Origin of the sequence: uncultured Altibacter sp., assembly GCF_963972995.1 — a bacterium.
Classification (GTDB): Bacteria; Bacteroidota; Bacteroidia; order Flavobacteriales; family Flavobacteriaceae; genus Altibacter.
The window spans coordinates 1-22035 of sequence record NZ_CAXAXI010000030.1 but is presented as its reverse complement, the minus strand read 5'-3'; the positions used below and the strand labels follow the sequence as shown (position 1 = coordinate 22035).

The window sequence follows — 22035 nt, the reverse complement described above, 5'->3', positions numbered from 1 at the left end:
TTTTTTGCTAAAAATAGGAAAATCAGCCGAAAGTGAATTCCTTCTCGGGTTAAAATTCTATCCTTGACCTAAATATAACTTCCCTCAACCAAAGCGCTGCTTCCCTAAAACGCTCTTTTTCTTTTGAGTATGCTGAAGTAGTTTCGGAATGAATTTAAAATCCACAAACGATGAGAACAAAATTGATCTTACTCACATTTCCGTTGCTGCTTGCTGCTGCTTTATTCACTGTCTTCACTTCTGAAACGGAAACCTATCCGGAAACAAATCGAATCTTAACCCCCATTGATGGGTGTGTCTTTATGACCGTTATGGGCGAACAGTCTTCTCAAGATTTCGATATCTTCAAAACCGATGAAAATCTACAGCTCTCGGTTCGCGACGGACTCTCATGGTTGTCTGAAGCACAATTACCCGGCGGAGGTTATGGTGCCGGAAGTCACAATGCACAACATGTTCGGGACCCCCAAGCGGTACCAGCAGATCCGGCTACAACGGCCATGGTTGGGATGGCTTTTCTACGAAGCGGTACTACTCTTGAAAAAGGGCCATACGCCAATAATCTCAAAAAAGCAATTAACTTCTTATTAGAATCGGTAGAAAATAGTGCAAAAGAGGATCCTTACATTACCAGTGTTCGCAATACGCAAATCCAATCGAAATTGGGTCAAAACATCGATGCAGTGATTACAGCACAATTTCTTTCCAATCTATTGGATCGTGATCTTGAGGGAATGGATTCCAAACGCGTGGCACGTTGTCTTGATATTTGTGTTGCTAAGATACAGCAAGGTACCGACGCTTCGGGGAAACAAGCAGGAGCCGGCTGGGCAGGTGTTTTGCAAAGTGGGATGGCGAACAGTGCGCTTGAAGCGGCACAGGCGGCAGGCGCTGAAGTGGATAAAGCCGTGTTGGACCGCACCCGAACTTACCAAAAAGACAATTACGATGAAAAGACCGGAAATGTCAATACTGAGGACGGTGCCGGTGTCATGCTCTATGCGGTAAGCGGAAGCGTTCGCGCCAGTGCAAAAGAAGCTCGCAAAGCTGAAGCAATTGTGAACAAGGCGAAGCGTGACGGGAAAATAAAACAAAATGCTCCGGTCACGGTAGAAAGCCTTAAGAAAGCAGGTCTTTCGGAAGAAGAGGCCATTGACTACACCGCTTCCTACAATGTCTATAATGCCGCAAAAGAAACTGCGCAACGCGAGGATGTATTGAATGGCTTCGGGAATAATGGAGGAGAAGAATTCTTAAGTTTTTTACAAACCGGAGAATCACTTCTGGTGAATCAGGATAAAGATTGGAAGAAGTGGTACAACGACATGAGTGGGCGCATCCTAAAGATTCAAAACGAGGACGGCAGTTGGAACGGACACCACTGTATCACGAGTCCCGTGTTCTGTACCGCCACAAGCATTTTGCTTCTCACAGTCGAGAACGACATTGAATACCTTAGTAAGGTAGGCGAATAAGATAGGATTTAGGTTGGTGGAAGACACCGTTCTCCCTTTTAGAAGGTGAGGGCGGTGTTTTTATAGATGTTCCACGACCAATCCCTCATCTGTTTTCTCCACTTTAGCTAGTTTATTTTTTGTGAGGTGTTTAATAGTTTTATCCCATTTCTTATTACTTAAACCACTACGCTCCTTTAAGATTGTGAGGTCTATAGGAGATTCGGCTTTAAGCAGGGCAAGTACTTCTTTCTCTTCTTCGTTGAGTTCTACTTGGACGGCTTTTTTCTCCGGTCTCATTTGTGGGAAGAACAAGACCTCTTGTATGGAGGCGTTGTTGGTCAAGAACATAACCAATCGGTCCATCCCAATACCCATCCCTGAGGTTGGGGGCATTCCGTATTCTAAAGCTCGAAGAAAATCGAAGTCGATGAATTGGGTTGCTTCATCATCGCCTTTTTCGGCAAGTTTTAGCTGGGCTTCAAATCGTTCCCGTTGATCGATAGGGTCGTTTAATTCGCTGTAGGCATTGGCAATCTCTTTTCCACAGACCATCAATTCAAAACGCTCGGTAAGTTCAGGATTCTCGCGGTGCTCTTTGCACAGCGGACTCATTTCTTTCGGATAGTCGGTAATAAAGGTGGGTTGAATAAAATTACCTTCACACTTCTCTCCAAAGATCTCATCGATCAATTTTCCTTTCCCCATGGTATCATCCACTTGCACACCCAAATCTTTGGCGGCAGCACGAATTTCATCTTCTGTTTTTCCGGTGATATCGAAGCCGGTATATTTTTGAATGGCATCGGCCATGGTGATACGTGGGTAGGGCGCTTTAAAATCGATCTCGTGCTTTCCAAAAGTTGCTTTCGTTGTTCCGTTCACTTCCTTGGCACAAAATTCGAGCAATTCTTCACAGAAATCCATCATCCAATTGTAATCCTTGTACGCCACATAGATTTCCATGGCAGTAAACTCCGGATTGTGTGTTCGGTCCATTCCTTCGTTCCGGAAATTCTTAGAGAACTCATACACCCCGTCGAAACCACCTACGATCAATCGTTTTAAGTAAAGCTCGTTCGCAATACGCATGTACAAAGGAATGTCCAGTGCATTGTGGTGGGTCACAAATGGTCGTGCTGCGGCACCGCCGGGAATGGGCTGTAGAATGGGTGTTTCTACCTCAAAATAATTGCGGTCGTTAAAAAAAGTACGCATAGCATTAAAAAGCTTGGTGCGTTTCTTAAAGACCTCCTTTACATGCGGGTTTACGACTAGGTCTGCATACCGTTGGCGATAGCGCTGCTCCGAATCGGTGAAAGCATCATGTACAATTCCTTCGGAATCCACCCGAGGTTGTGGTAGCGGTTTCAATGCTTTGGAAAGAAGGGTAAATTTTTTAACCAACACTGTTTTTTCTCCAACTTGCGTGGTAAACAGTTCACCTTCAACCCCAACAAAATCACCAATATCCAATAGTTTCTTGTAAACCTCGTTATAGTGCGTTTTATCCTCCCCGGGGCATATCTCATCTCTATTGAAATACACTTGTATGCGTCCCTCGGCATCCTGTAACTCTGCAAACGAAGCTTTCCCTTGAATACGGCGTGACATTAAGCGCCCCGCAATGGTAACCTGTTTTCCTTCTTCAAAATTGGTTTTTATGGTTTTTGAAGTGTGGGTGACAGGATATAAGGCCGCCGGATATGGATCGATCCCCAAGGCGCGTAATTGATTCAGTTTTTCTCTTCGGATGAGTTCCAGTTCAGAAAGTTGCATGCTTTTTTATTTAAGCTGCAAAATTAGCCTATTTGTTAAATTTATTTCCTAAAAGAATCAAAAAATACAGCTATTCCTGTACTTTTTGTTCTATATGAGCAATGGTGGAACGCAAATTCTCATTTTCGTGATCCAACAGCAATGCTTGCCGATAAGCTTCGAGCGCTTCTTTAAATTTGGAAAGAAAATATAATTTGTCCCCCAAGCTTTTAAAGACTGAAGCTTCCGAAGGGTAGAGTTGTGTATTAAGTCTCGCAACCACCGTGCTTTCCCATGTCTTCCCACTAAAAAATAAAACGTTCGAATAGGTTGCTAGTTCATAAGGATGGTTGGTGATGTCTTTTAATCGCGGGAGCAGGTCGCCGACTTTTTCTTCTAGTCTTTCCGAAGCATTTTCGATTAAGAGTTGATGTATTATGTGTACGGCTCTGTACTTTGGCTCGTATTCATTTTGAACAATAGCGGCCATATCTTCTTCTAACGAAGTCACCGAAGATTCCACGATACGGTTGATCTCTTTTCCGTCCTTATAAAAGATAAAGGTGGGGACTCTGTGGATATTGAGACCTTCCTCTTCACCGCCCGGACTTTGTTTGTAGCTGTCCTGTTCATTGTGTACCGCTACGACCGTGAGTCGGTCCAACGGGAAATTGGCTGCCTCCAAGACCTTATAAAAATGAGGTATTTCTCGTTTACTGTCACCACACCATGTGCCCATAAAGGCAGTGACGGTATAGTGAGAAAAGGTTTCTTTAAAACTATCTATGACTGTGGTATTGGGATTGTAGTTTTGAAAATTCTCCACGAACCACGTAGCATAGGTGTTTTGGGAAAGAGCGTCCTTATTGATCTTTCCCAGAAGCAAGGGCGCTGTTCCTTCGGAAATGATCTCCCTGTTAAATGATTGGCCTAAGGCCGTGATCCCAAACCATAGGAAAAGGAAGCTGAAAGAAAGTTGTGTTCTCATCGATGTTCAGTTTTAGTGATTAGACCACCGAAGATTCAGAAAAGGAACAGAGAATTTAAAGACGAATAGGGTTGAAAAGGGGACTAGACCCCCGATTGAAATTGTACACCCTGCGGGAAAAGTTGTTTTACTTCTTCCCGGGACGTTACTTTTAGTTTTTTGTAGAGGCTGTTGATATGAGTTTTTACCGTACTCACACTCACAAACAATAACGAGGCGATCTCTTTATTGGTCTTGTTTGCCAAAATGAGTTCGAGCACTTTTCGTTCTTGCTCGCTAAGTGCAGATACTTCGGAAGCAGTTCGCTCTTTCAAGCGAGTTATCCTTTTAAAGTAATACAAATTAAGTGCTAAGGACACTAATGTAAAAATTCCCAAAATATAGAACCATGTAGTGTTGGCAACCTTTTTTTCTGATGCCACCAAGAAAAGATCGGCTGCCAATTCGCTTTTATATTGCCGGGTGTAGGGAGCATTAGGGTACTTTTCTTCTAATCGTACTAACAGATCGTTGTAATACGAATTGGTTTTTAGGTCCTCAAGATAATAGGCGTACAGGTTATGGGTTCGATCGGAAAGGAAAGCATAGCTGTACAGCTCGGCCAACGGTTCTTGTAACTGTTCGCCGTAATTTTGGAAGATGGCGAACCATTTTTTTGAATTCAGTTTTCTGTTGGCTTCGCTTCGGTAGCTCCCAAAAGCAAAGCGCATATCATGTTTTAACGAGTCAATTTTCAGAAAAGAGTTGGCGCGTTCGTTTTCGGAAAGTATCCTGCAGAACATTTCATTGTCGAAGGAGAAGGGTAAATTTACAGCGGTAGTATTGTTGGCAATAAAAATGACCTCTTTGCTATTGATACAATGACCATCAAAATGTGTTGTCGCTTGAATGTCTTCGGAACAAGTATCAATATGAATGCGATAGATTTTGTTCTCCTGCGATAAGTTGTTCCCCGAAAATGAAAAGAATCCTGTGCTGTCCGCTTGGGTCTTCGAAAGGATCTGCTCCGGATAAACACCGGAGATCTTTCGGTAATCTTCCACCACCGAGAGATAGATATTAGCATCCACGTGCGCTGCATCTACATAGCCGCTGAAGGTATATTGTGCCGTCACCGTTGGGGTATACAATAGGAAAAAAGAAATGACACAAATAAAAAAGCGCATGGTCGTTTTAAAAGACTAATATAGTGACTCTTCGGTTCTCAGCCAATAGCTGTAACAAAAGCAATAATCCTCTACTTATAACTAAAGTATTAATCGTAAATTTGTATTCATGAGTATTTGGAGAGTATTGCTTTCTATCCTGTTTCCGCCCTTAGCGGTGATTGATAAAGGCTGTGGTTCAATTTTAATTGTATTGATCCTAACGATCTGCGGATGGATTCCCGGGGTCATCGCTGCGTTAATAATTTTAAACAATCCGAAAAAATGAAGGTATACAAATTACTTCTAGGTGGCATTTTTGCCCTGTGCATGGTGAGTTGTCAATTCACCGAGACTATGGTAATGCAGGAGGACGGTAGTGGTCGCATGGCGATCGAGATGGATATGAAGGAGATGATGGCCTTTGGGGCCGGCATGGACAGTACGCTTACTAAAACAGATACCATCATTTCATTCAAACAGGTCTTTGAAGCGAAGAAGGATAGCATTGCACAGCTTCCGATAGCAGAACAGAACAGATTAAAGAAAATGGAAAATTTTATGATGAAGCTCTTTGTCGATCCGGACTCAAACGATATGTTCCTCCATATTTTTACCGATTTCAAAAAAGTAAAAGAAGCAAACGAGTTGATGAATGGTTTGGGAGAATCCTCCGGTTTCATGCCCGGTGTAAAGGTGTCTTCAGAAGAGCAGCAATCCGATTCGGAAGATTTTATGGGCGTTTCCTACTCCTATGAAAAGAATACCTTTCTTCGTGATGCTTTTATTAAGGACAAAGCACGGCATCAAAGCCAATTGGACAGTTTAAAAAGTGCCGAAATGTTCCTGTCGGGCACGATGTATACGCTGCGGTATACTTTTCCGAAGAAAATAAAAAGGGCAAGTATCGAGGATGCAACCTATTCGGCAGACGGGAAGACCATAGAAGTAGAACGATCGTTCTTGGATTATATGAAGGAACCGGACATTCTGGACCTTGAAGTAGTTTTAGAAAAATAGATTTGAACAAACACATAGAGATACAAGAACTGGGCACTAAGGACTATAAGGTCACCTGGGACTATCAGGAACGGCTTTTCAAGGAGATCCTTGACATCAAGATCAAGAACCGTAGAGAGGGTAGTGATTTGCCAACACCCAATTACTTTTTGTTCGTGGAGCACCCCCATGTATATACCTTGGGTAAGAGCGGAGAAATGTCCAATTTACTTATATCTGAAGAAAAATTGAACGAGATCGAGGCCACCTTCTACAAGATCAATCGCGGAGGTGACATCACATACCACGGGCCCGGTCAAATAGTGGGTTATCCCATCATCGATCTTGAGAACTATTTTACCGATATCCATAAATACCTTAGACTTCTGGAAGAAATGGTCATTCTCACCCTAGCCGAATATGGTCTGAAAGCCGAGCGTTCAAAAGGGGAGACCGGAGTTTGGTTGGACGTTGGGACACCTTTTGCTCGAAAGATATGTGCCATGGGCGTACGCGCCAGTAGGTGGGTCACCATGCACGGTTTTGCACTCAATGTAAATTCTAATTTGGGCTATTTCGACCACATGATTCCCTGCGGGATCAAGGGGAAGGCCGTTACCTCCCTCCACGTGGAACTGGGGAAGTCTCAAGTTTCCATGAACGAAGTAAAAGAAAAGTTGTTGAAACATTTTCTTGATTTATTCGATGCCGAGGTTCAGGAGGTCGTATCTCCAATACTTTAATTTGTTTGGTACATTCGCAACTAGCGACCATGCTACACAATGTGAGGTGTAACATATTTATTTACTAAAAGACGTAAGCAGGCTACTGCTCATTACCTTTCCTTTATTATTGTAATCTTCCTGTTTTACCATGCCGACGCCTTCGGCAATCCATTGTTTGGCGGTTCCGGTTTGGTTCATTCCCATTTTTACTTCGGAAGTGTAGGTGATTACAAAACATTCGAATGTTCCGGCAGGGGTAGTAACACTTTCCTTCCCAACGACGTTACGGTCTTTCATGGCAACGTTCATATTCATATTGATTCCTCCCATATCGATCTTCATTTTCATATCGGCATCGGGTAGTGATTGTCCTACAGAGAGATCGTTGGGAAGGTCGATGTTTGTTCCGCTAATATCATATTTCATCTCCCCGAATTGTTCAAAAATCTGCGGATTCATCATAGACTTGAAATCGATAGAAACAACATTGTCACGGCAGGTTACATCATAAGTCGTTTCAGCGATACGCTCGCCTTTGTGGTCTTCAATAGTGGAAAACATAGTGGCTGTTTCGGCACTTCCGTTTGAGCTAACATTGGTTACTTTGTAATTGACAATGGCGGCGACATCTCCTTTTTTGTTATACGTAGTGATCTGTGATGTAACTCCTTCAGAAAAAGGATAGAATTTGCTGCAACTGTTCTGCGACCAAACAAAGGAGGTGCTAATAAGCACGAATAAAAGGGTAAGTTGATTTTTCATAAGGGTTTGATTTTAATAATTATCTAGGGCCAATTCGCGGCGCTTCGTTATAGATACGTAGGGTTAAAAATTTTCTAAGGGTATTGAAATGAAAATCCTCTACTAAGAACAGCATTTCTATTTCTTCAACAGCATGGGTGGTAACACCATTTGGAATGACAGCTGTTGTTATGGAGTGTCCGGTGACGGGATGGGCCCGATCGCCTCTCCAGCGCATGGTGTTTAAGGCTGTGGGAGTTGTGGATATGTTTCGTTCCCATTGGGGTGGCAAAGGATCGGGAAATTCGATTACAGGGGGTAATGCCTGTACTTCCCAAACAATGGTATTCACACCGCCCCGATCGCTGCCAATAAAAGAAATGTTGTAGGATTCTCCCCGTTTTAAGTAAAGAACTGTATTGTCAAAGTCGAAGGTTTCATCGAACTGTTGGCGCAGTCCGTCTCCTTCCACGAGCAAGGTAAGGGTGGGAGATACTGAGTCTCTTTCCGATATTCGGGTCTTACAACCTGTTAGCAGAAGACTGAGCAGAGTTATTAATATAATTTTTTTCATGCGTTTTCTGTTAACACGAGTTAATCTCTTGGGACGATGGCCGTAGGTGCATTTGTGATACGGACGATGAGTGTTTTTTCTATACTATTATCATGAAAATCGACTACACGAAATACGAACTCATAGTTTTCAACCACTCCGTCAAGCGGTCCTCCGTGAGTGACCATGGCCTGTACCGTCATAGAAGCCCCGGTACGGGGATCCTCGGTAAAACCGTTATAGCGATACAGATTGACATAGGGGTCTCCCGAATTTGCGTAGAGGAAATTACCGCGCTGCCCGCCTAAGCCTACTATATTTGAATAAGGTAATCGCCACGTCATTTCTTTAAGACCCCCGGAATCTGCTCCCGTGTATACCACACGATATCTTTGACCCCTTCGTAGGTTCAGGGCAGAATTATCAAAATCGAAATCCTGTGTAATATTCTCGTTCAGCCCATCGCCTTGAATCTTAAAAACGAAAGTTGGTAATACAGAATCTCTAGGAGGAATAGTGGTGCGGCACCCCAAAATAGGGAGTACGATCAAAATGATTAAAAAGTGGAATTTGAACGGCATCCTTTTTTAATTTCTACTGATCAAGAGAATCATTTTTTACCCCAATGATATCTCGTTCACGGTCTTTGTTCTTGGTTTCCTTTCGTTTGTCTTTTTTGGATTTTTTTGGTGCTTCAACTACGGTATCCAGCACGCGGTCTGTACTTTTTTCGGTTTCTCGCTCTACACGGCGCTCAACAGTTCTCTCGGCAGCACGTTCGGCTTTTTTGCCAAGTTTCTTTAAGATCTGTGCATTTGCCGAAGTCATGGCTATGAGCATACTTAACAGAAATAAAATGGAATGTTTTTTCATGATTAGCGTCTTTATTTAAACAAGTTGTTCTGTGATGTATTCGGAACTTTTACTCCTGCTCCCTTTGAAGCGTTTTTTGAGGGCTCGGAAATGGTTTGCGGTGCAATCAAACGATTGGTTTCATTACGAAACAAGGGTTTTTTTGGCTCCAAATTTACGCTGTATAGTTCTGCCGTTTTCGGATCATGCATACTCCCGTTTTCCATCTCTTTATCGTCAAATTCCATCGCACTTGTTTCGTGAGGCATGGGCTTCAAAGTGGTTGTAGTACTATTTTTATCTACGGATGCTTCAGCAGTTGTTGAAGCCGATGTTTTCAAGGTATCGTTCTGCGCTTTTACAAAAGACGTGAAAGTTAAGAAACATACCAATGCTGTAATATTTACTGCTCTTTTCATGATCGTTAGTTTTTGTTTTCCAATAGTTCTATTCTTTTCAGAAGATCTTCAATAATGGCTTGTTGTTCTTGTATAGCCTTAATGGCAAGGGGTCCAAAACCATCGTAAATTACCCCCAGGTTGCCGTCTTCGTTTTGGGAAACCAACTGTGGAAATACGGGTGCGATATCTTGGGCCATATACCCTATTACTTCTTTGTCTTTGTTGGGTTGTGTTTTGTAATTATAGGTATACAATTTCAATTTTTTTAATTCGTCCAACACAGGTCGTGACACTTCATTGATATTTGTTTTCAAATATCTGTCGGATGTTATAACGTAATTACCGGTACCATTTTCTATGTATGCTCTTCGTACATCATTTTCAGCAAAGGAAAGATAAAGACCACTATGATAGATCTTCCATCTGTCTGTATCTCCGGAATCTTCAAGTGTCAATCCACCCGACCCTGCATTGGCGGTAGTGGATTGTTTTATATGTAGATCGGTTAAAGGAGCGATGTTCCGAATGGCTACTCTGTTTGCACTTGCATCAACCATAAGGGTGTTGGTATCCACTATTACATCGCCGTTATTGTCATTTTGCAGAAAGAGGGTTTGATTTGTATTGGTAATAATCTCATCACCATCCAATCGTAGCGTTCCACCAATTTGTACCACACCGCTTCCTGCTGTTCCTGTAGCGTCTGTTGTACTGGCAAATGTGGCTAAGCCATTTGTCATATAAAAATTACCAAGAAAATAACCGGAATAACCGGTCGCATTGGTCACTTCCGAATAGACCCCAAAGGCAGTACCCCCGGCCAGTGGATCGATGTAATTATAGGAAGCGTATTTACCTCCGCTTCCGCTTCCGAATAAACTATTAAATGTTCCAAAATGATTGGTGTTATTTGTGTTCCCAATAGCGTTGTATGTGCCGTATTGCACGCCGGTTCCATCTCCGCTTAGGTCATTTCGTGTTCCATAATGAAATCCACTTCCGCTCCCAAACAGGCTGTGGTAACTGCCATAATGAGCAGCGTTGCCGGAATTTGAAATAAATGTCCGCATACCTACTTGAGCTCCGGTACCCGTTCCACTCATTGTATTATAGACTCCATATTGGGTATTGGTGCCTGTATTTTCCATTAAATTATAAGTTCCTAACTGTATTCCATTTCCGGATCCCTGCAAATGGTTGGTGGTGCCTTCATGCTGTCCGTCGCCATTGTTATTAATAAAGTTTAAAATGCCCCGTTGTAGTCCGTTTCCTGTCCCGGAGAGGGTGTTTAAGATTCCGTCGTGGAGGCCATCGCCCGTATTGGTAATTTCGTTTTCAATACCACGTTGTAAGCCTGTCCCTGTTCCGGAGAGGAAGTTTCGCATTCCTGTATGTTCTCCGGTTCCGGTGTTGGTCACTTCGGTCTGCACCCCGATCTGTTCGCCGGTTCCCGTGCCGCCTAATACGGTTCGCATTCCAAAGTGATTTCCGGTGCCGTTACCCCCAAAGCCATTGTATATTCCTTCATGTCTTCCATTCCCTTGGTTGAACATAACATTGTGAACACCCGCTTGAAAACCGTTACCTGTTCCTTGCATAAGGTTGTTCACGCCAAATTGACTGCCATCGGCGTCAACACTTATTTCATTTGATATTCCGTACTGCCATCCGGTTCCGGTTCCACTTAGTGAATTACGAACCCCGTAATGATTACCCGAACCTGTGTTCGAAATGTTACTGGCAACTCCATAAACAACTCCATTTCCCGGTCCGCTTAAAAAATTTCTAACCGTTGCATGACCGCCGTCTCCCGTATTGGTAATGCTATTATAGGTTCCGTATTGAATACCGGTTCCATCTCCCGTAAGAGAATTATTGATGCCAAAGTGATTACCGGTTCCCGTATTATTTATAAAATTCGATACGCCAAACTGATTTCCGTTTCCGGTATTTTGTAAGCGATTTTCCACACCAAAATGGGATCCATCACCAATGCCACTTAGCGAATTATATGCACCCCAATGTGTGGCGTTACCGGTGTTGGTTACAAAAGTAGTGACCCCGGATTGTTGCCCTGTGCCACTTCCGCCCAATATATTGTAAACACCCCAATGTGTACTTGTACCGTTATTGTCCACGATATTATAGGTGGCTACTTGAGATCCGTTTCCGGGACCGCGTAAATGGTTGACTGTGCCCTCATGCTGGCCATCCCCTGTATTGTCCATATAATTTAAGACCCCTCGTTGCAGTCCGCCCCCGGAACCTGATATAGTATTCAACACCCCGTCGTGAAGCCCGTCTCCCGTACTCGTAATCTCATTTACAATGCCCCTGTGGAACCCGCTTCCCGATCCTGCCAAGGAATTTTGCATGGCTATTTGATCCCCTGATCCTGTTGTGGTAATGTTTGTTTGATATCCGATTTGTACTCCATTGCCAGTGCCGTTTAAGTTCGATTCCAAACCATATTTAATATTGTCATTATTAGCAGTATTCTCAAAAAAACCTGCATAATCCACAGCATCTGTTGCCGAAACATTCAATTGTCTGTCGGTAAGTGCATTTGTATTGATACCCACATTTCCATTAGTGAAGATAAGGTCGTTAATATCATTGGGAGCAGTTGTAGTTCCTTCTTCATACCAATCGCTGTCACCCGTGACACTGCCTGTATCAAGTTTTTCCCATATCGAACCGTTAAAAGCATAAAACCCAACACCCGAGCCGCCTAAGGTCGCAGCATTGGTGTTCCATATTAACAATCCGGTAGCGGCGGTATTGGTTCCATCCAATTGAGTGGTACTTACATCGGGTAAGGATACCCGAGGGACAAGTATTCCCTTATCGGTAGCTGTAATGTCTAAAGAAGAAGAAGGATCCGGCGTAGTGGTTCCTATGCCCACCTGGGCCGTTGCGAGGTTGATGAACAATAAAGTTCCTAACAACAAATAGAAGGCTGAGGTTTTTTTCATTTTTTAAAATTTACTTCGGTAATAACTTTATTATTATGTGTAATCTTTAGTGTGTAAATTCCTTCTGCCAGATGATCTATGTTGAGATAAATAAGCTGGTTTGCAACTGTTTCCAGCGTTCCGGAATACACCTTTTGCATTTTCTTCATTAGGGAGCCGCTTCAATAGAATAAAATTAGAAGATCGTTGGGTGACGGTATATAATTATTGTAACCAAAGCATGGAGATATGTAACAGCTTCACGTATAGTAACCTATATTATACGCCATACCTTTCCTTGAAAAAAAAAGGATTGTTCAAGTACGGGACGAATGTTCTATGGCTATAGAGAATTTTTTCAAGTACCGCTTTTTTTAGAGATATAGTCTAAAGGAGCACAGCCAAATTCCTTTTTAAAGCATTTGGTAAAATAGGAGGGGTCGTTAAAACCTACGGAATACCCTACTTCTGAGATGGTAGATTTGCCCGATCTCAAAAGCTGGGCGGCAAGTTTTAATCGCTGTGATCGTAAAAACTCTGAAGCAGATTGCCCGGTAAGTGCTTTGAGCTTGCGATGAAGCTGCATGCGGCTTACCCCCATTTCCATACTGAAAGTGTCTACCGTAAAGTTCGATTGCACCAAATGTGTATCCATAACCTTTTGCAACCGATCTAAAAATTGCTCGTCTGCCGATGTAAGTTGGATATCCTTAGGGAGTAAGATCACCTCTTGAGCAAAGCGCTTCTGAAGTTTTTTTCTATTCTCCAACAAATTGGCCAATGTGGCTCTTAGAAATTGGGAACTAAAGGGTTTGGTAACATAGGCATCGGCCCCTTTTTGCAGGCCCTCTAATTTGTCCTTGTCTTGTGTTTTGGCGGTTAAAAGAGCAATGGGTATGTGTGACGTAAGTTCGTTCTCTTTTAAACGTTGCGTGAGGGTAAAACCGTCTTGTTGAGGCATCATGACGTCACTAATAATAATATCGGGTATTGTTGCTATGGCCTTTTCATAGCCAGTTTGTCCGTCTTTCGCCGTATGCACAATATAGGTTCCTTCAAAAATGGAGCGGATGTATTCAAGGATCTCTTCAGTATCGTCGATGATCAATAGTTGGGGTGCTTCTTCAGAAATAATTCCAATAGTTTCTGAAGGCTGTGAAGAATGAAACACTTGATCTGTTTTTAAATCTTGAAGGGTTTCTTCAAGTATTTCAGAAGGAGTATACATATTTTTCGCTACCGGAATTCGAAGTATGAAACTTGTGGTTCCGGTTTTTTCACTTTCCACCCGAATGGTTCCTTTATGCAGTTCAATGAGCTCCTTGGTGAGTGCCAACCCAATACCTGTGCCTGCATTTAGATCATTGGTCTGGTAGAACCGTTTAAAAATATCACTTTGCTGTTGTGGTGTGAGATAGTTCCTGCTGTTCGTGATCCTTAGATCAAAATAATCGCCTGTACGTGCTCCGGCAAGTTCAATGTGTCCTTGCTCCGGAGTATACTTAACCGCATTACCCATTAAATTGAATAAGACCTTCTCTAGTGCATCTCGGTCAAACCAATCTAACGCGCCGTCTTCATTCTCTTTAACTTGAATGTTGCAGTCAATATGTTTTTCTTCACAATGAAATGAGAACGCAGTTATCTGTGCCGACAGGAACTGTTCAAAATTTCCGGGTTGTACATGTAGTTTCAAATGGCCGCTTTCTAATTTAGAGAGCGCAAGCAATTGTTCCACAAGCTGCTCCAACCGTTGGGTATTTTGATAGGCGTGTGTTAGGTTTTTGCGTTGTCGATCGGGTAGGTTTGCTGTATTCAATTGATCCTCTAAAGGTCCTTTGATTAATGTTAACGGAGTTCGGAACTCATGCGAGATATTAGCAAAAAAGGTGGATTTTGCTGTGTCGAGTTCTTTTAATTTCTTGTTGGTCTTTTGTCTGTTTCTATATTGAAAGAAAAAAAAGATTCCGGCCAAGCTGGAAATACCCACGGCGGAAAGCAAAATGATGCGTTCATTCTTTTTTTGTTGAGCAGCCAGTTGTTGTTGTGAACTTAAAAGTGCGATCTCTTGTTCTTTTTGCCGAGTTTGGTATTTCGTTTCAAGTCTTCGAGTGAGGTCATTATTGGCTTTTTTAACAAGCTCTTTTTTCAATTCGTACGTTTGACGATAATATTCGTGTGATCGTTCGAAATCATTAGTGTTGGCATAGCAAATAGCCAAGCCTTCCGTAAGGAACATGTATCGGTCATCCGGCGCGTGACCAATAGCATCGTAGATAGTTTTAGCTTCTTCAAACTGTGTAATGGCTTTTTTAGGATCTTTTCGTTTCACCAGTAGAAAATCGCCATATGAGATGAGGGCGCTAGCCAATTCTTCGGGAGTGTTCTTGGAACGCAGATATTGAATGCCGTCGATCTTTGCCTTTTCCGCATTGTCTAACTCACCAATAGCAGAATAATAGTTTGCATAGATCCTGTAAATTCTCGACACATAGGCTACATTATCTACTTGGGTGTAATATGCAAAGGCTAAATCGGTGTATCGCTTACACTCATCAAAAAGGTCGCGCATTTCGGTTATGTCTGCCAGTCGCATATAACTGTGATGTATCTCTTCCTGCGATTCGATTTCTTCGGCAAGGGCCAGTGCCTCCAAAAAGATCTCATGCGCGGTATTTACCCCCTCGTGTGTAAAGCTCATTCGGGAGATCTCACCGCGGTCTATGATCGAACGAACTACGATCTCATTTTTAACCCTATGACGCTTTGCTATAGAATCCAATGCCAAATAGTAGGGCAATGCATCTCCATACTCCCTGTCGAGATAGAGGGAACGTCCTTTTGTGTAATAGGATTGCACTAAGAGCGGCCAGTCTTTTTTATGGGTCGCCGATGAAGTGAGAAGCTCAAAATAATCCTGAGAATAGGGTAGGGTTGTTTTGGGTTGCAGCAATATTAAGCGCATGGCTGCTTCGGCAACGAGCGAATCGTTCTTTTCTTGCTGAAATAATTTCAAGGCATTTTCGGCATAGGTATAAGCACTATCGATTTTTTTTTCAGAAGCAAGTGTTTCCGAAGTACTTAAAAGGGACAAGCCACGATCAATACCTTGCTGCGCCTTACTATACCATGCCAATAAAGCGAACAAAAGAATAAAAACGTTCTTTCTCATAGCTGTTGAAGTAAACTACGTTACTTAAAGATACGCAATTATATAGAAATCAAAGCATTTGCTTTGGTACTATTGTAACCAATACAGGTTACATGTTTACAGCCTATTTTAACATGTAGATCACCACTTCTTTGGGCCCGCCTTGAACTACCAAGCAGTTGACTCCTTTTTTTGAAGCGTTCCCGAGGCGGGCAATGGAAGAACCAAATACCGGAAAGCCATTGAGAAGTTTTCCGGTCTTTGTATAGACATACACTTTGTTCTCTTGTGTTTCAGTAACCGAAACATAGGTTTCTCGATTTGCATTGAATACTTCGGGGCGTGAATAAATTCCAAAAGGAAGTTCTAAAAGCTTTCCGTTAATACGAAGCATATTATCGTCCATGGTCACCTTGGTTGTTCCATCGATCAAAAAGGAATAGCTGCTGCTTACGTCCAGATTTTGCGTAGCAACGTTACCGTTTTGATCGATCTTTATCTTAGATCGACCCTTATCGATTACCACAAAGGCATTGTCTTCTTCGGCGATGGGGATCTCGGAAAAATCGAACTTCTTAGAAACGGTCACGCGAGGCTTCCCGATCCTGCTTAGAATATTGAGTGTTCCGTTGGATTCGGCTACAACAATATAATCCTTGTTCCCCATTCGAATGTGTTGTGGTGTTAGGACAATATCTGTCTTCGCTTTTTTGAATGTAAATCCGTTTACAATTTTTCCGTTGGAATCATACATCAGCACATCCTTTCCCTGTACCACCAAAAAGCGATATTTACGGTTATTATCGTAATCAAAAACAGCCAAAGGCTGTGTGATCTTATCTTTGAACTTTAATGGGAATGGTGCAACGGCAGAACCATTCCGGTCCAAGACGTGAAATGTATTCTTCGTAACAAAGGCCAGTTGTTTTTTCCCGTTTCGAAGTAAGTCGACCTCATGGACCTTGCCAAGTATGGGACCTTCCAAGCTCTTTGTCCAAAGAATCTTTCCGCTTTCGGAGATAAGATAGAGCGTGTTTCGAATGTCTTGCACCACAATATCGTTTCCTTGTGTGCGGTGATTGCTAAACAATTGAGGTGCACCAAGCAATTCATGGTCTAATTGAGCACTGGCTTGTTGTGTGATACCGCCGGGATTTTCAATTCCTTTTGAAAGTTCCTTGCAAACGAGGGTAACATGCGCGAAGTCACGATCATAACTAAATTGAAGAGCGGCAAACGGAAACTGTTTAGGTGTTACCGAAGCTATTTCCGCACTCTCAGGAGAAGCGAAAAAAGAGGCGATCGCCGGGGATATCGCTCCGTTCATTTTATAGATAAGAAGGGAAGAGGAGGTGCTTAGCTGCGCTGTGGCACGTTCAAAATATTCAGATTTTTGCAAAACGGTGTTGCTGTGAAAAGCCGTGATGATCTCATGCGCCGCAGCTTCCGTTTCAGAAAAAATAAAGAACTGATCCAGTTGAAATACAAATTTCGGAGCCAACGTATGCACCAAAGGAGCAAAAGCATCTGTGAATAAAGAAGGCTCGCTGAAACTACTCAGGGTCTCTTCCCGAAAAGTGCTGTGCTCAGACATATACTTCAGAAGACTTTCTTCCGTCAACATCGGGTCAATACTTTTTAAAGCAATAGCTTTGCTATCTGCAAGCCGTATCACGCCAATCTCATTGACCGATTCGAACAGTGGGTTTACGGCAGTGGTATTCGTAACCCCTCTAAAAGTACCTAAATTATTATAAAACAGTTCGGCATCATTGTATGTAAAAGAAACAGCATCATAGGCATTCGTCGGGATCACCTTGGCGATCTCATTTTGCCTGGGTAAAAGACCTTTGAATACGGAAAGTAATTGAGGGACAGTATCGCGCGCAAGCGCCACACCGGTCGCAGCAATGCCATCCGTGGAGAATTGAGTGTCCAATGCGGTCCAAGAAGCAAAATTAACAGTAGTACTATCTGTAATCGCAACTGTTTCGGCTCGTATCAGGGTAGTTACTTCACCGCCGGAATTGAGCGTAGCGATCTTTCTGAAAGTAGGGTCTTTTTCGGTAGCGCCTTCCAAGATCTGTTGAAGTACCGTCTGAGAAGAGGAAGCGATAAAGACACTGTCTTGAACAGCAGTAAATGCTACTTGATCGTTGAGGGTAACTCGCTGCAAGGAAAGATTGTTATAACTAAGGGTCTCCACACTTATATTCTTTAAAGAGTCGGTTTTAAAGAGCTGGGGTGAATCACGGGTAATAAATGTAAACACCGTGGTACTGTCGGTAGGAGTATTGATGCAAAATACACTTTGAGAACTAGGCTTAAGATGATGCAGTAGGGTGTTCTCTTCGGAAAAGAAACGGTAGGCCTGTGTGTTCTTATAGGCTGAAAGAAAGTTGTTACCGGCCAAATCCCTTTTGAACGTCTCGAATGCCGATTGCCCTGCCGAAGCATTCCCAATGGTAATAACCACAACCGGATCTTTCGGGACAAAATCTATTAGTTCCTTTTTTTCTGAAGCTCCATCACCGCAACCCCAAATAAGAAATACCAATAACCCAAAAAAGATGTACTTGCCTATGTTCATAACACAAAAATAGAGAACAATACAAGGTGTTGCGGTGCGATTGAAAAGAGTTTATTGACGTGTTTTCAACAAAGATGCATGCATATAACAATTAAAAAAGAAAAGTAGTGTTATATGAATGACCTGTGCTATAAGTTTAGTTTCAGTTGTTCGGGCAGTAACCTAAAACTTTTTCGGTGGTAGGGGGTTGGACCATACCGCTTGATCGCTTCGCGATGTTCGGCCGTGGGATAGCCTTTGTTCTTTTGCCAATTATATGCCGGAAATTCTGTATGGAGCCCTTGCATGAATTCATCACGGTAGGTCTTCGCGAGGATGGACGCGGCGGCAATATGCAAATATGTACTGTCCCCTTTCACCACACACTCATATGGAACTTTATTATACGGTTTAAATCTGTTACCATCTATGGCAATAAATTGAGGGGTTGTGTTCAATTGGTCGATTGCCCTGTGCATGCCCATGATGGAGGCATTAAGAATATTTATTTGATCGATCTCTTCCATCATCACATGAGCTACTGCAAAAGAAAGGGCTTCGGCTTCAATAATCCCTCTAAGGTGATCTCTTTTTTTTTCTGAAAGTTGCTTTGAGTCATTCAAGAATGGATGACTAAAATCGTCAGGAAGTACAACAGCCGCAGCAGTGACCGGTCCGGCGAGACAGCCTCGGCCGGCTTCATCGGTTCCACATTCCAATAAGTGTGAATGAATTTTTAAGGATAGCATGGAAAATTAAAAATACGGAATTCCGTTTAAAAATATACCTTTGCGATGAAAGAAAACAATACATGAGATCAACACTTTTGCTATTACTTTTTTTAGGTGCTTCGGCATTAGTGTATTCTCAAATCACACCTGCGGCTTCAGATCCGGTTGAAAAACCACCTATTGAGCTTTATAGGATCATTTCAGCCGATCGTGACACGACCTATGTAGATACGACACTTTCCATTCAGAAGGAATATAAATTCAATTACTTAAGAGAAGATACTTTTGAGCTAGTGCCATTCTCCAATGTGGGTCAGACCTATAACCGTTTGGCATACGATTTTAATACAACACATTTAAAACCTTTATTCGCAGCCCAATCACATCATTATAATTATTTGGAAGTGGACGATATGTCTTATTACCATGTTCCTACACCGTTAACGGAGCTTTACTTTAAAACAGCCTTTGAGCAAGGTCAGCAATTGGACGCATTTTTCACGGTAAACACCTCCGAACAGTTTAACTTTTCTATCGCCTACAAGGGAGTGCGTTCCTTAGGTAATTACCAGAACATATTAACAAGTACCGGTAATTTCAGGTTTACAACGAATTATTATACCAAAGACAAAAGGTATCGTATTCGCACACATGTAGCGGCGCAGGATATCTTAAATGAAGAGAATGGGGGGCTCACACCAAATTCTATTGTTTTATTTCAAAACGACGACCCTCAATTTGAGGATAGAGGCCGTTTGGACGTGCTCTTTGAGGATGGAGAAAATAAACTGGAAGGACTGCGATTTTACGGAGATCAAGAATACGATCTTATCTCAAAGAAGGATAGCCTAGAGTATTCGATAGTGACTTTAGGGGCAAGTATCATGTATGAGGATAAGTTCTATCAATATAAGCAAGGCACAGCTTTTTCGGGGTTTGGGGAAGCCTATACTAGTACGGATCTGAAGACTAAAGTAAAACTGGAGGATTTTCAAGCAAAGGCCTGGACGCGTTTTGACAACGCTGTATTGGGAAGTTTAACCGGTTTTGTGGGCTTTACCGACTACAACTATGGATACAACTCCCTGCTTATCTTAGATGATGGAATTATTACAAATCGGTTAAAAGGTTCGATCGTTGAGGCAGGTGCCGTGTATAAAAAAGAATATCGTGGTTTTGAACTCTACGGTAAGGGAGCGATCAATGTTTCCGGAGATTTCGACGGGAATTATCTAAACGGTGCAGCCTCGTTCGCATTCGATAGCGATACCAAAGCGGAAGCTTCCATCACGATCCATTCCGCAGCACCAAATTTCAATTTTCTTCTAAATCAAAGTGACTATGTGAATTACAACTGGCAAAACGATTTTGAGAATGTGAAAACCCAAGAGTTAAAGTTCGAACTTCAATCTAAAAAATGGGTTAAGGCGTCAGTGCGCTATACGGGAATAGATGACTATGCTTATTTTACTATTGAGCCTAACGATTCCACACCTACTCCACAACAATATGGTGAACGTGTAGATTATTTAAAAGTACAGGTAGAACGAGAGTTTACGTATGGGAAATTCGCTTTGATGAATACCATATTATATCAAGAAGCAGTAGGGGGAGACGAGGTTTTTAACGTTCCGCAGTTCGTTACTCGGAATTCGCTGTATTACCAAGACCATTGGTTCAAACGAGCACTATTTCTGCAAACGGGTGTTACTTTTAAATACTTTACGCCTTACAATATGAATGGCTACGATCCTGTCTTGGCTGAGTTTTATGTGCATAACAATGAAGAATTAGGTGGTTTCCCTTTAGTTGATATTTTCTTTAATGCAAAGATCCGACAAACACGTATCTACTTTAAATATGAACATGTAAATGCATTGTTCACTAACAGGAATGAATATTTTTCGGCTCCGGGCTATCCGTATCGCGATCCGGTAATCCGCTTCGGATTAGTATGGGACTTTTTCTTGTAATCCATATGTACATTACAATTGCGTCATCTACTTACGCTTCACAGTGACTTGTCACACCGCACTTCATGCGGTGTCCACTAATAGTACGTCTTGATTAATCTCTCAAAAGTCCTCTGGAGATCACAATTTTTTGAATTTCGCTCGTCCCCTCGTAGATCTGGGTAATCTTGGCATCCCGCATCATACGCTCTACGTGGTATTCTTTTACATAACCGTTTCCGCCATGTACCTGAACCGCTTCAACAGTGACATCCATCGCTACTTGCGAAGCATAGAGTTTCGCCATCGCACCACTCATATCGTAGTTGTTTCCTTGGTCTTTGTCCCAAGCCGCTTTCATCACTAAATGGCGAGCCGCGGTAATAGATGTATGCATATCGGCAAGCTTAAACGCAATGGCCTGATGGTTGCAGATCTCTGTTCCAAATGCCTTACGCACTTTGGAATAGTCGCGAGCCAGTTCATAAGCGCCGGAGGCGATACCTAAGGCTTGAGCAGCGATTCCAATACGTCCGCCACTAAGGGTCTTCATCGCAAATTTAAAGCCGAAACCATCATCTCCTATTCTATTTTCCTTGGGTACCTTAACGTCATTGAAGATCAACGAATGGGTGTCGCTTCCTCGAATTCCTAATTTGTCTTCTTTTGGGCCTATCTCAAAACCATCCCATCCCTTTTCGACAATAAGCGCATTGATCCCTTTATGTCCTTTCTCTTTATCGGTTTGCGCAATCACAAGGTAGTAGTCTGCAGTGCCGCCGTTCGTGATCCAGTTCTTAGTGCCGTTCAAGACATAGTGATCACCTTTGTCAATAGCGGTCGTTTTTTGAGACGTAGCATCACTGCCGGCCTCGGGTTCACTCAAACAAAAAGCGCCAATAGATTCGCCCGTTGCAAGTTTGGTGAGGTACTTTTGTTTTTGCTCTTCCGAACCGTATGCTTGTAGTCCATAGCATACCAACGAATTGTTCACAGAAACGATCACCGATGCAGAAGCATCTACCTTACTTAGCTCTTCCATGAAAACAACATAGGAAACTG

Annotated in this window: 19 protein-coding genes; 5 read left to right on the top strand and 14 right to left on the bottom strand. The window is 42.5% G+C overall.

What is annotated here, in order from left to right; all coding sequences use genetic code 11:
* Nucleotides 1-170 precede the first annotated feature (170 nt).
* Entirely contained in the window at nucleotides 171-1475 is a 1305-nt protein-coding gene (locus AACZ11_RS11230; protein ID WP_290626700.1) for a hypothetical protein, read from the top strand.
* Between the two features lie 60 nt (nucleotides 1476-1535).
* On the opposite strand, the gene lysS is transcribed toward AACZ11_RS11230, so the two are convergent.
* From lysS to AACZ11_RS11215, 3 genes are all read right to left on the bottom strand, one after another.
* Nucleotides 1536-3233, bottom strand: coding sequence for a lysine--tRNA ligase (lysS, locus tag AACZ11_RS11225; protein ID WP_290626698.1), 1698 nt, complete (start codon nucleotides 3231-3233; stop codon nucleotides 1536-1538).
* Nucleotides 3234-3303: 70 nt separating this feature from the next.
* Entirely contained in the window at nucleotides 3304-4200 is an 897-nt protein-coding gene (locus AACZ11_RS11220) for a thioredoxin domain-containing protein (RefSeq protein ID WP_290626696.1), read from the bottom strand.
* Nucleotides 4201-4283: 83 nt separating this feature from the next.
* Nucleotides 4284-5366, bottom strand: coding sequence for a helix-turn-helix transcriptional regulator (locus tag AACZ11_RS11215; protein WP_290626694.1), 1083 nt, complete (start codon nucleotides 5364-5366; stop codon nucleotides 4284-4286).
* A gap of 109 nt (nucleotides 5367-5475) precedes the next feature.
* On the opposite strand from AACZ11_RS11215, the gene AACZ11_RS11210 reads away from it, so the two are divergent.
* From AACZ11_RS11210 to lipB, 3 genes are read left to right on the top strand one after another with little or no spacing between them, the layout of a single operon-like run.
* Nucleotides 5476-5634, top strand: coding sequence for a YqaE/Pmp3 family membrane protein (locus AACZ11_RS11210; RefSeq protein WP_290626692.1), 159 nt, complete (start codon nucleotides 5476-5478; stop codon nucleotides 5632-5634).
* Nucleotides 5631-6365, top strand: a complete 735-nt coding sequence (locus tag AACZ11_RS11205) for a hypothetical protein (protein ID WP_290626690.1) — start codon at nucleotides 5631-5633, stop codon at nucleotides 6363-6365. Before AACZ11_RS11210 ends, AACZ11_RS11205 begins: the two co-directional genes overlap by 4 nt.
* A gap of 2 nt (nucleotides 6366-6367) precedes the next feature.
* The gene (gene lipB, locus AACZ11_RS11200) at nucleotides 6368-7087 is read left to right on the top strand and encodes a lipoyl(octanoyl) transferase LipB (RefSeq protein ID WP_290626688.1); all 720 of its coding nucleotides are present in this window, start codon (nucleotides 6368-6370) and stop codon (nucleotides 7085-7087) included.
* 57 nt (nucleotides 7088-7144) lie between these two features.
* Here lipB and AACZ11_RS11195 read toward each other — a convergent pair whose 3' ends face one another.
* From AACZ11_RS11195 to AACZ11_RS11150, 10 genes are all read right to left on the bottom strand, one after another.
* Complete coding sequence (locus AACZ11_RS11195; protein WP_290626686.1) at nucleotides 7145-7831, bottom strand: hypothetical protein; 687 nt, start codon at nucleotides 7829-7831, stop codon at nucleotides 7145-7147.
* Nucleotides 7832-7850: 19 nt separating this feature from the next.
* Nucleotides 7851-8384 (bottom strand): hypothetical protein, encoded by a 534-nt coding sequence (locus AACZ11_RS11190; protein WP_290626684.1) that lies wholly within the window; start codon nucleotides 8382-8384, stop codon nucleotides 7851-7853.
* A gap of 20 nt (nucleotides 8385-8404) precedes the next feature.
* The gene (locus AACZ11_RS11185) at nucleotides 8405-8944 is read right to left on the bottom strand and encodes a hypothetical protein (RefSeq protein ID WP_290626682.1); all 540 of its coding nucleotides are present in this window, start codon (nucleotides 8942-8944) and stop codon (nucleotides 8405-8407) included.
* A gap of 13 nt (nucleotides 8945-8957) precedes the next feature.
* Nucleotides 8958-9236, bottom strand: coding sequence for a hypothetical protein (locus AACZ11_RS11180; protein ID WP_290626680.1), 279 nt, complete (start codon nucleotides 9234-9236; stop codon nucleotides 8958-8960).
* A gap of 11 nt (nucleotides 9237-9247) precedes the next feature.
* Nucleotides 9248-9634 carry a hypothetical protein gene (locus tag AACZ11_RS11175; protein ID WP_290626678.1) on the bottom strand — a complete coding sequence of 129 codons (387 nt, stop codon included), beginning with the start codon at nucleotides 9632-9634 and terminating at the stop codon, nucleotides 9248-9250.
* Between the two features lie 5 nt (nucleotides 9635-9639).
* The gene (locus AACZ11_RS11170) at nucleotides 9640-12591 is read right to left on the bottom strand and encodes a tail fiber domain-containing protein (protein ID WP_290626676.1); all 2952 of its coding nucleotides are present in this window, start codon (nucleotides 12589-12591) and stop codon (nucleotides 9640-9642) included.
* Nucleotides 12588-12740 carry a hypothetical protein gene (locus AACZ11_RS11165; protein ID WP_339832475.1) on the bottom strand — a complete coding sequence of 51 codons (153 nt, stop codon included), beginning with the start codon at nucleotides 12738-12740 and terminating at the stop codon, nucleotides 12588-12590. Before AACZ11_RS11165 ends, AACZ11_RS11170 begins: the two co-directional genes overlap by 4 nt.
* Before the next feature lie 188 nt (nucleotides 12741-12928).
* Nucleotides 12929-15742, bottom strand: a complete 2814-nt coding sequence (locus AACZ11_RS11160) for a response regulator (RefSeq protein WP_339832473.1) — start codon at nucleotides 15740-15742, stop codon at nucleotides 12929-12931.
* Nucleotides 15743-15845: 103 nt separating this feature from the next.
* The gene (locus AACZ11_RS11155; protein WP_290624775.1) at nucleotides 15846-18311 is read right to left on the bottom strand and encodes a hypothetical protein; all 2466 of its coding nucleotides are present in this window, start codon (nucleotides 18309-18311) and stop codon (nucleotides 15846-15848) included.
* 128 nt (nucleotides 18312-18439) lie between these two features.
* Entirely contained in the window at nucleotides 18440-19039 is a 600-nt protein-coding gene (locus tag AACZ11_RS11150; protein ID WP_290624776.1) for a ribonuclease HII, read from the bottom strand.
* A 62-nt stretch (nucleotides 19040-19101) separates the two neighbouring features.
* Here AACZ11_RS11150 and AACZ11_RS11145 point away from each other — a divergent pair, with 62 nt between their 5' ends.
* Nucleotides 19102-20994, top strand: coding sequence for a putative porin (locus AACZ11_RS11145; protein WP_290624777.1), 1893 nt, complete (start codon nucleotides 19102-19104; stop codon nucleotides 20992-20994).
* Between the two features lie 94 nt (nucleotides 20995-21088).
* Here AACZ11_RS11145 and AACZ11_RS11140 read toward each other — a convergent pair.
* A partial coding sequence (locus AACZ11_RS11140; protein WP_339832471.1) for an acyl-CoA dehydrogenase family protein occupies nucleotides 21089-22035 on the bottom strand: 947 nt, incomplete at its 5' end.

Bases quoted from the DNA above. Each gene is read 5' to 3' on its own strand.
- AACZ11_RS11230 (WP_290626700.1), top strand. From the start codon at position 171: ATGAGAACAAAATTGATCTTACTCACATTTCCGTTGCTGCTTGCTGCT.
- lysS (WP_290626698.1), bottom strand. From the start codon at position 3,233: ATGCAACTTTCTGAACTGGAACTCATCCGAAGAGAAAAACTGAATCAA.
- AACZ11_RS11220 (WP_290626696.1), bottom strand. From the start codon at position 4,200: ATGAGAACACAACTTTCTTTCAGCTTCCTTTTCCTATGGTTTGGGATC.
- AACZ11_RS11215 (WP_290626694.1), bottom strand. From the start codon at position 5,366: ATGCGCTTTTTTATTTGTGTCATTTCTTTTTTCCTATTGTATACCCCA.
- AACZ11_RS11210 (WP_290626692.1), top strand. From the start codon at position 5,476: ATGAGTATTTGGAGAGTATTGCTTTCTATCCTGTTTCCGCCCTTAGCG.
- AACZ11_RS11205 (WP_290626690.1), top strand. From the start codon at position 5,631: ATGAAGGTATACAAATTACTTCTAGGTGGCATTTTTGCCCTGTGCATG.
- AACZ11_RS11195 (WP_290626686.1), bottom strand. From the start codon at position 7,831: ATGAAAAATCAACTTACCCTTTTATTCGTGCTTATTAGCACCTCCTTT.
- AACZ11_RS11190 (WP_290626684.1), bottom strand. From the start codon at position 8,384: ATGAAAAAAATTATATTAATAACTCTGCTCAGTCTTCTGCTAACAGGT.
- AACZ11_RS11185 (WP_290626682.1), bottom strand. From the start codon at position 8,944: ATGCCGTTCAAATTCCACTTTTTAATCATTTTGATCGTACTCCCTATT.
- AACZ11_RS11180 (WP_290626680.1), bottom strand. From the start codon at position 9,236: ATGAAAAAACATTCCATTTTATTTCTGTTAAGTATGCTCATAGCCATG.
- AACZ11_RS11175 (WP_290626678.1), bottom strand. From the start codon at position 9,634: ATGAAAAGAGCAGTAAATATTACAGCATTGGTATGTTTCTTAACTTTC.
- AACZ11_RS11170 (WP_290626676.1), bottom strand. From the start codon at position 12,591: ATGAAAAAAACCTCAGCCTTCTATTTGTTGTTAGGAACTTTATTGTTC.
- AACZ11_RS11165 (WP_339832475.1), bottom strand. From the start codon at position 12,740: ATGAAGAAAATGCAAAAGGTGTATTCCGGAACGCTGGAAACAGTTGCA.
- AACZ11_RS11160 (WP_339832473.1), bottom strand. From the start codon at position 15,742: ATGAGAAAGAACGTTTTTATTCTTTTGTTCGCTTTATTGGCATGGTAT.
- AACZ11_RS11155 (WP_290624775.1), bottom strand. From the start codon at position 18,311: ATGAACATAGGCAAGTACATCTTTTTTGGGTTATTGGTATTTCTTATT.
- AACZ11_RS11150 (WP_290624776.1), bottom strand. From the start codon at position 19,039: ATGCTATCCTTAAAAATTCATTCACACTTATTGGAATGTGGAACCGAT.
- AACZ11_RS11145 (WP_290624777.1), top strand. From the start codon at position 19,102: ATGAGATCAACACTTTTGCTATTACTTTTTTTAGGTGCTTCGGCATTA.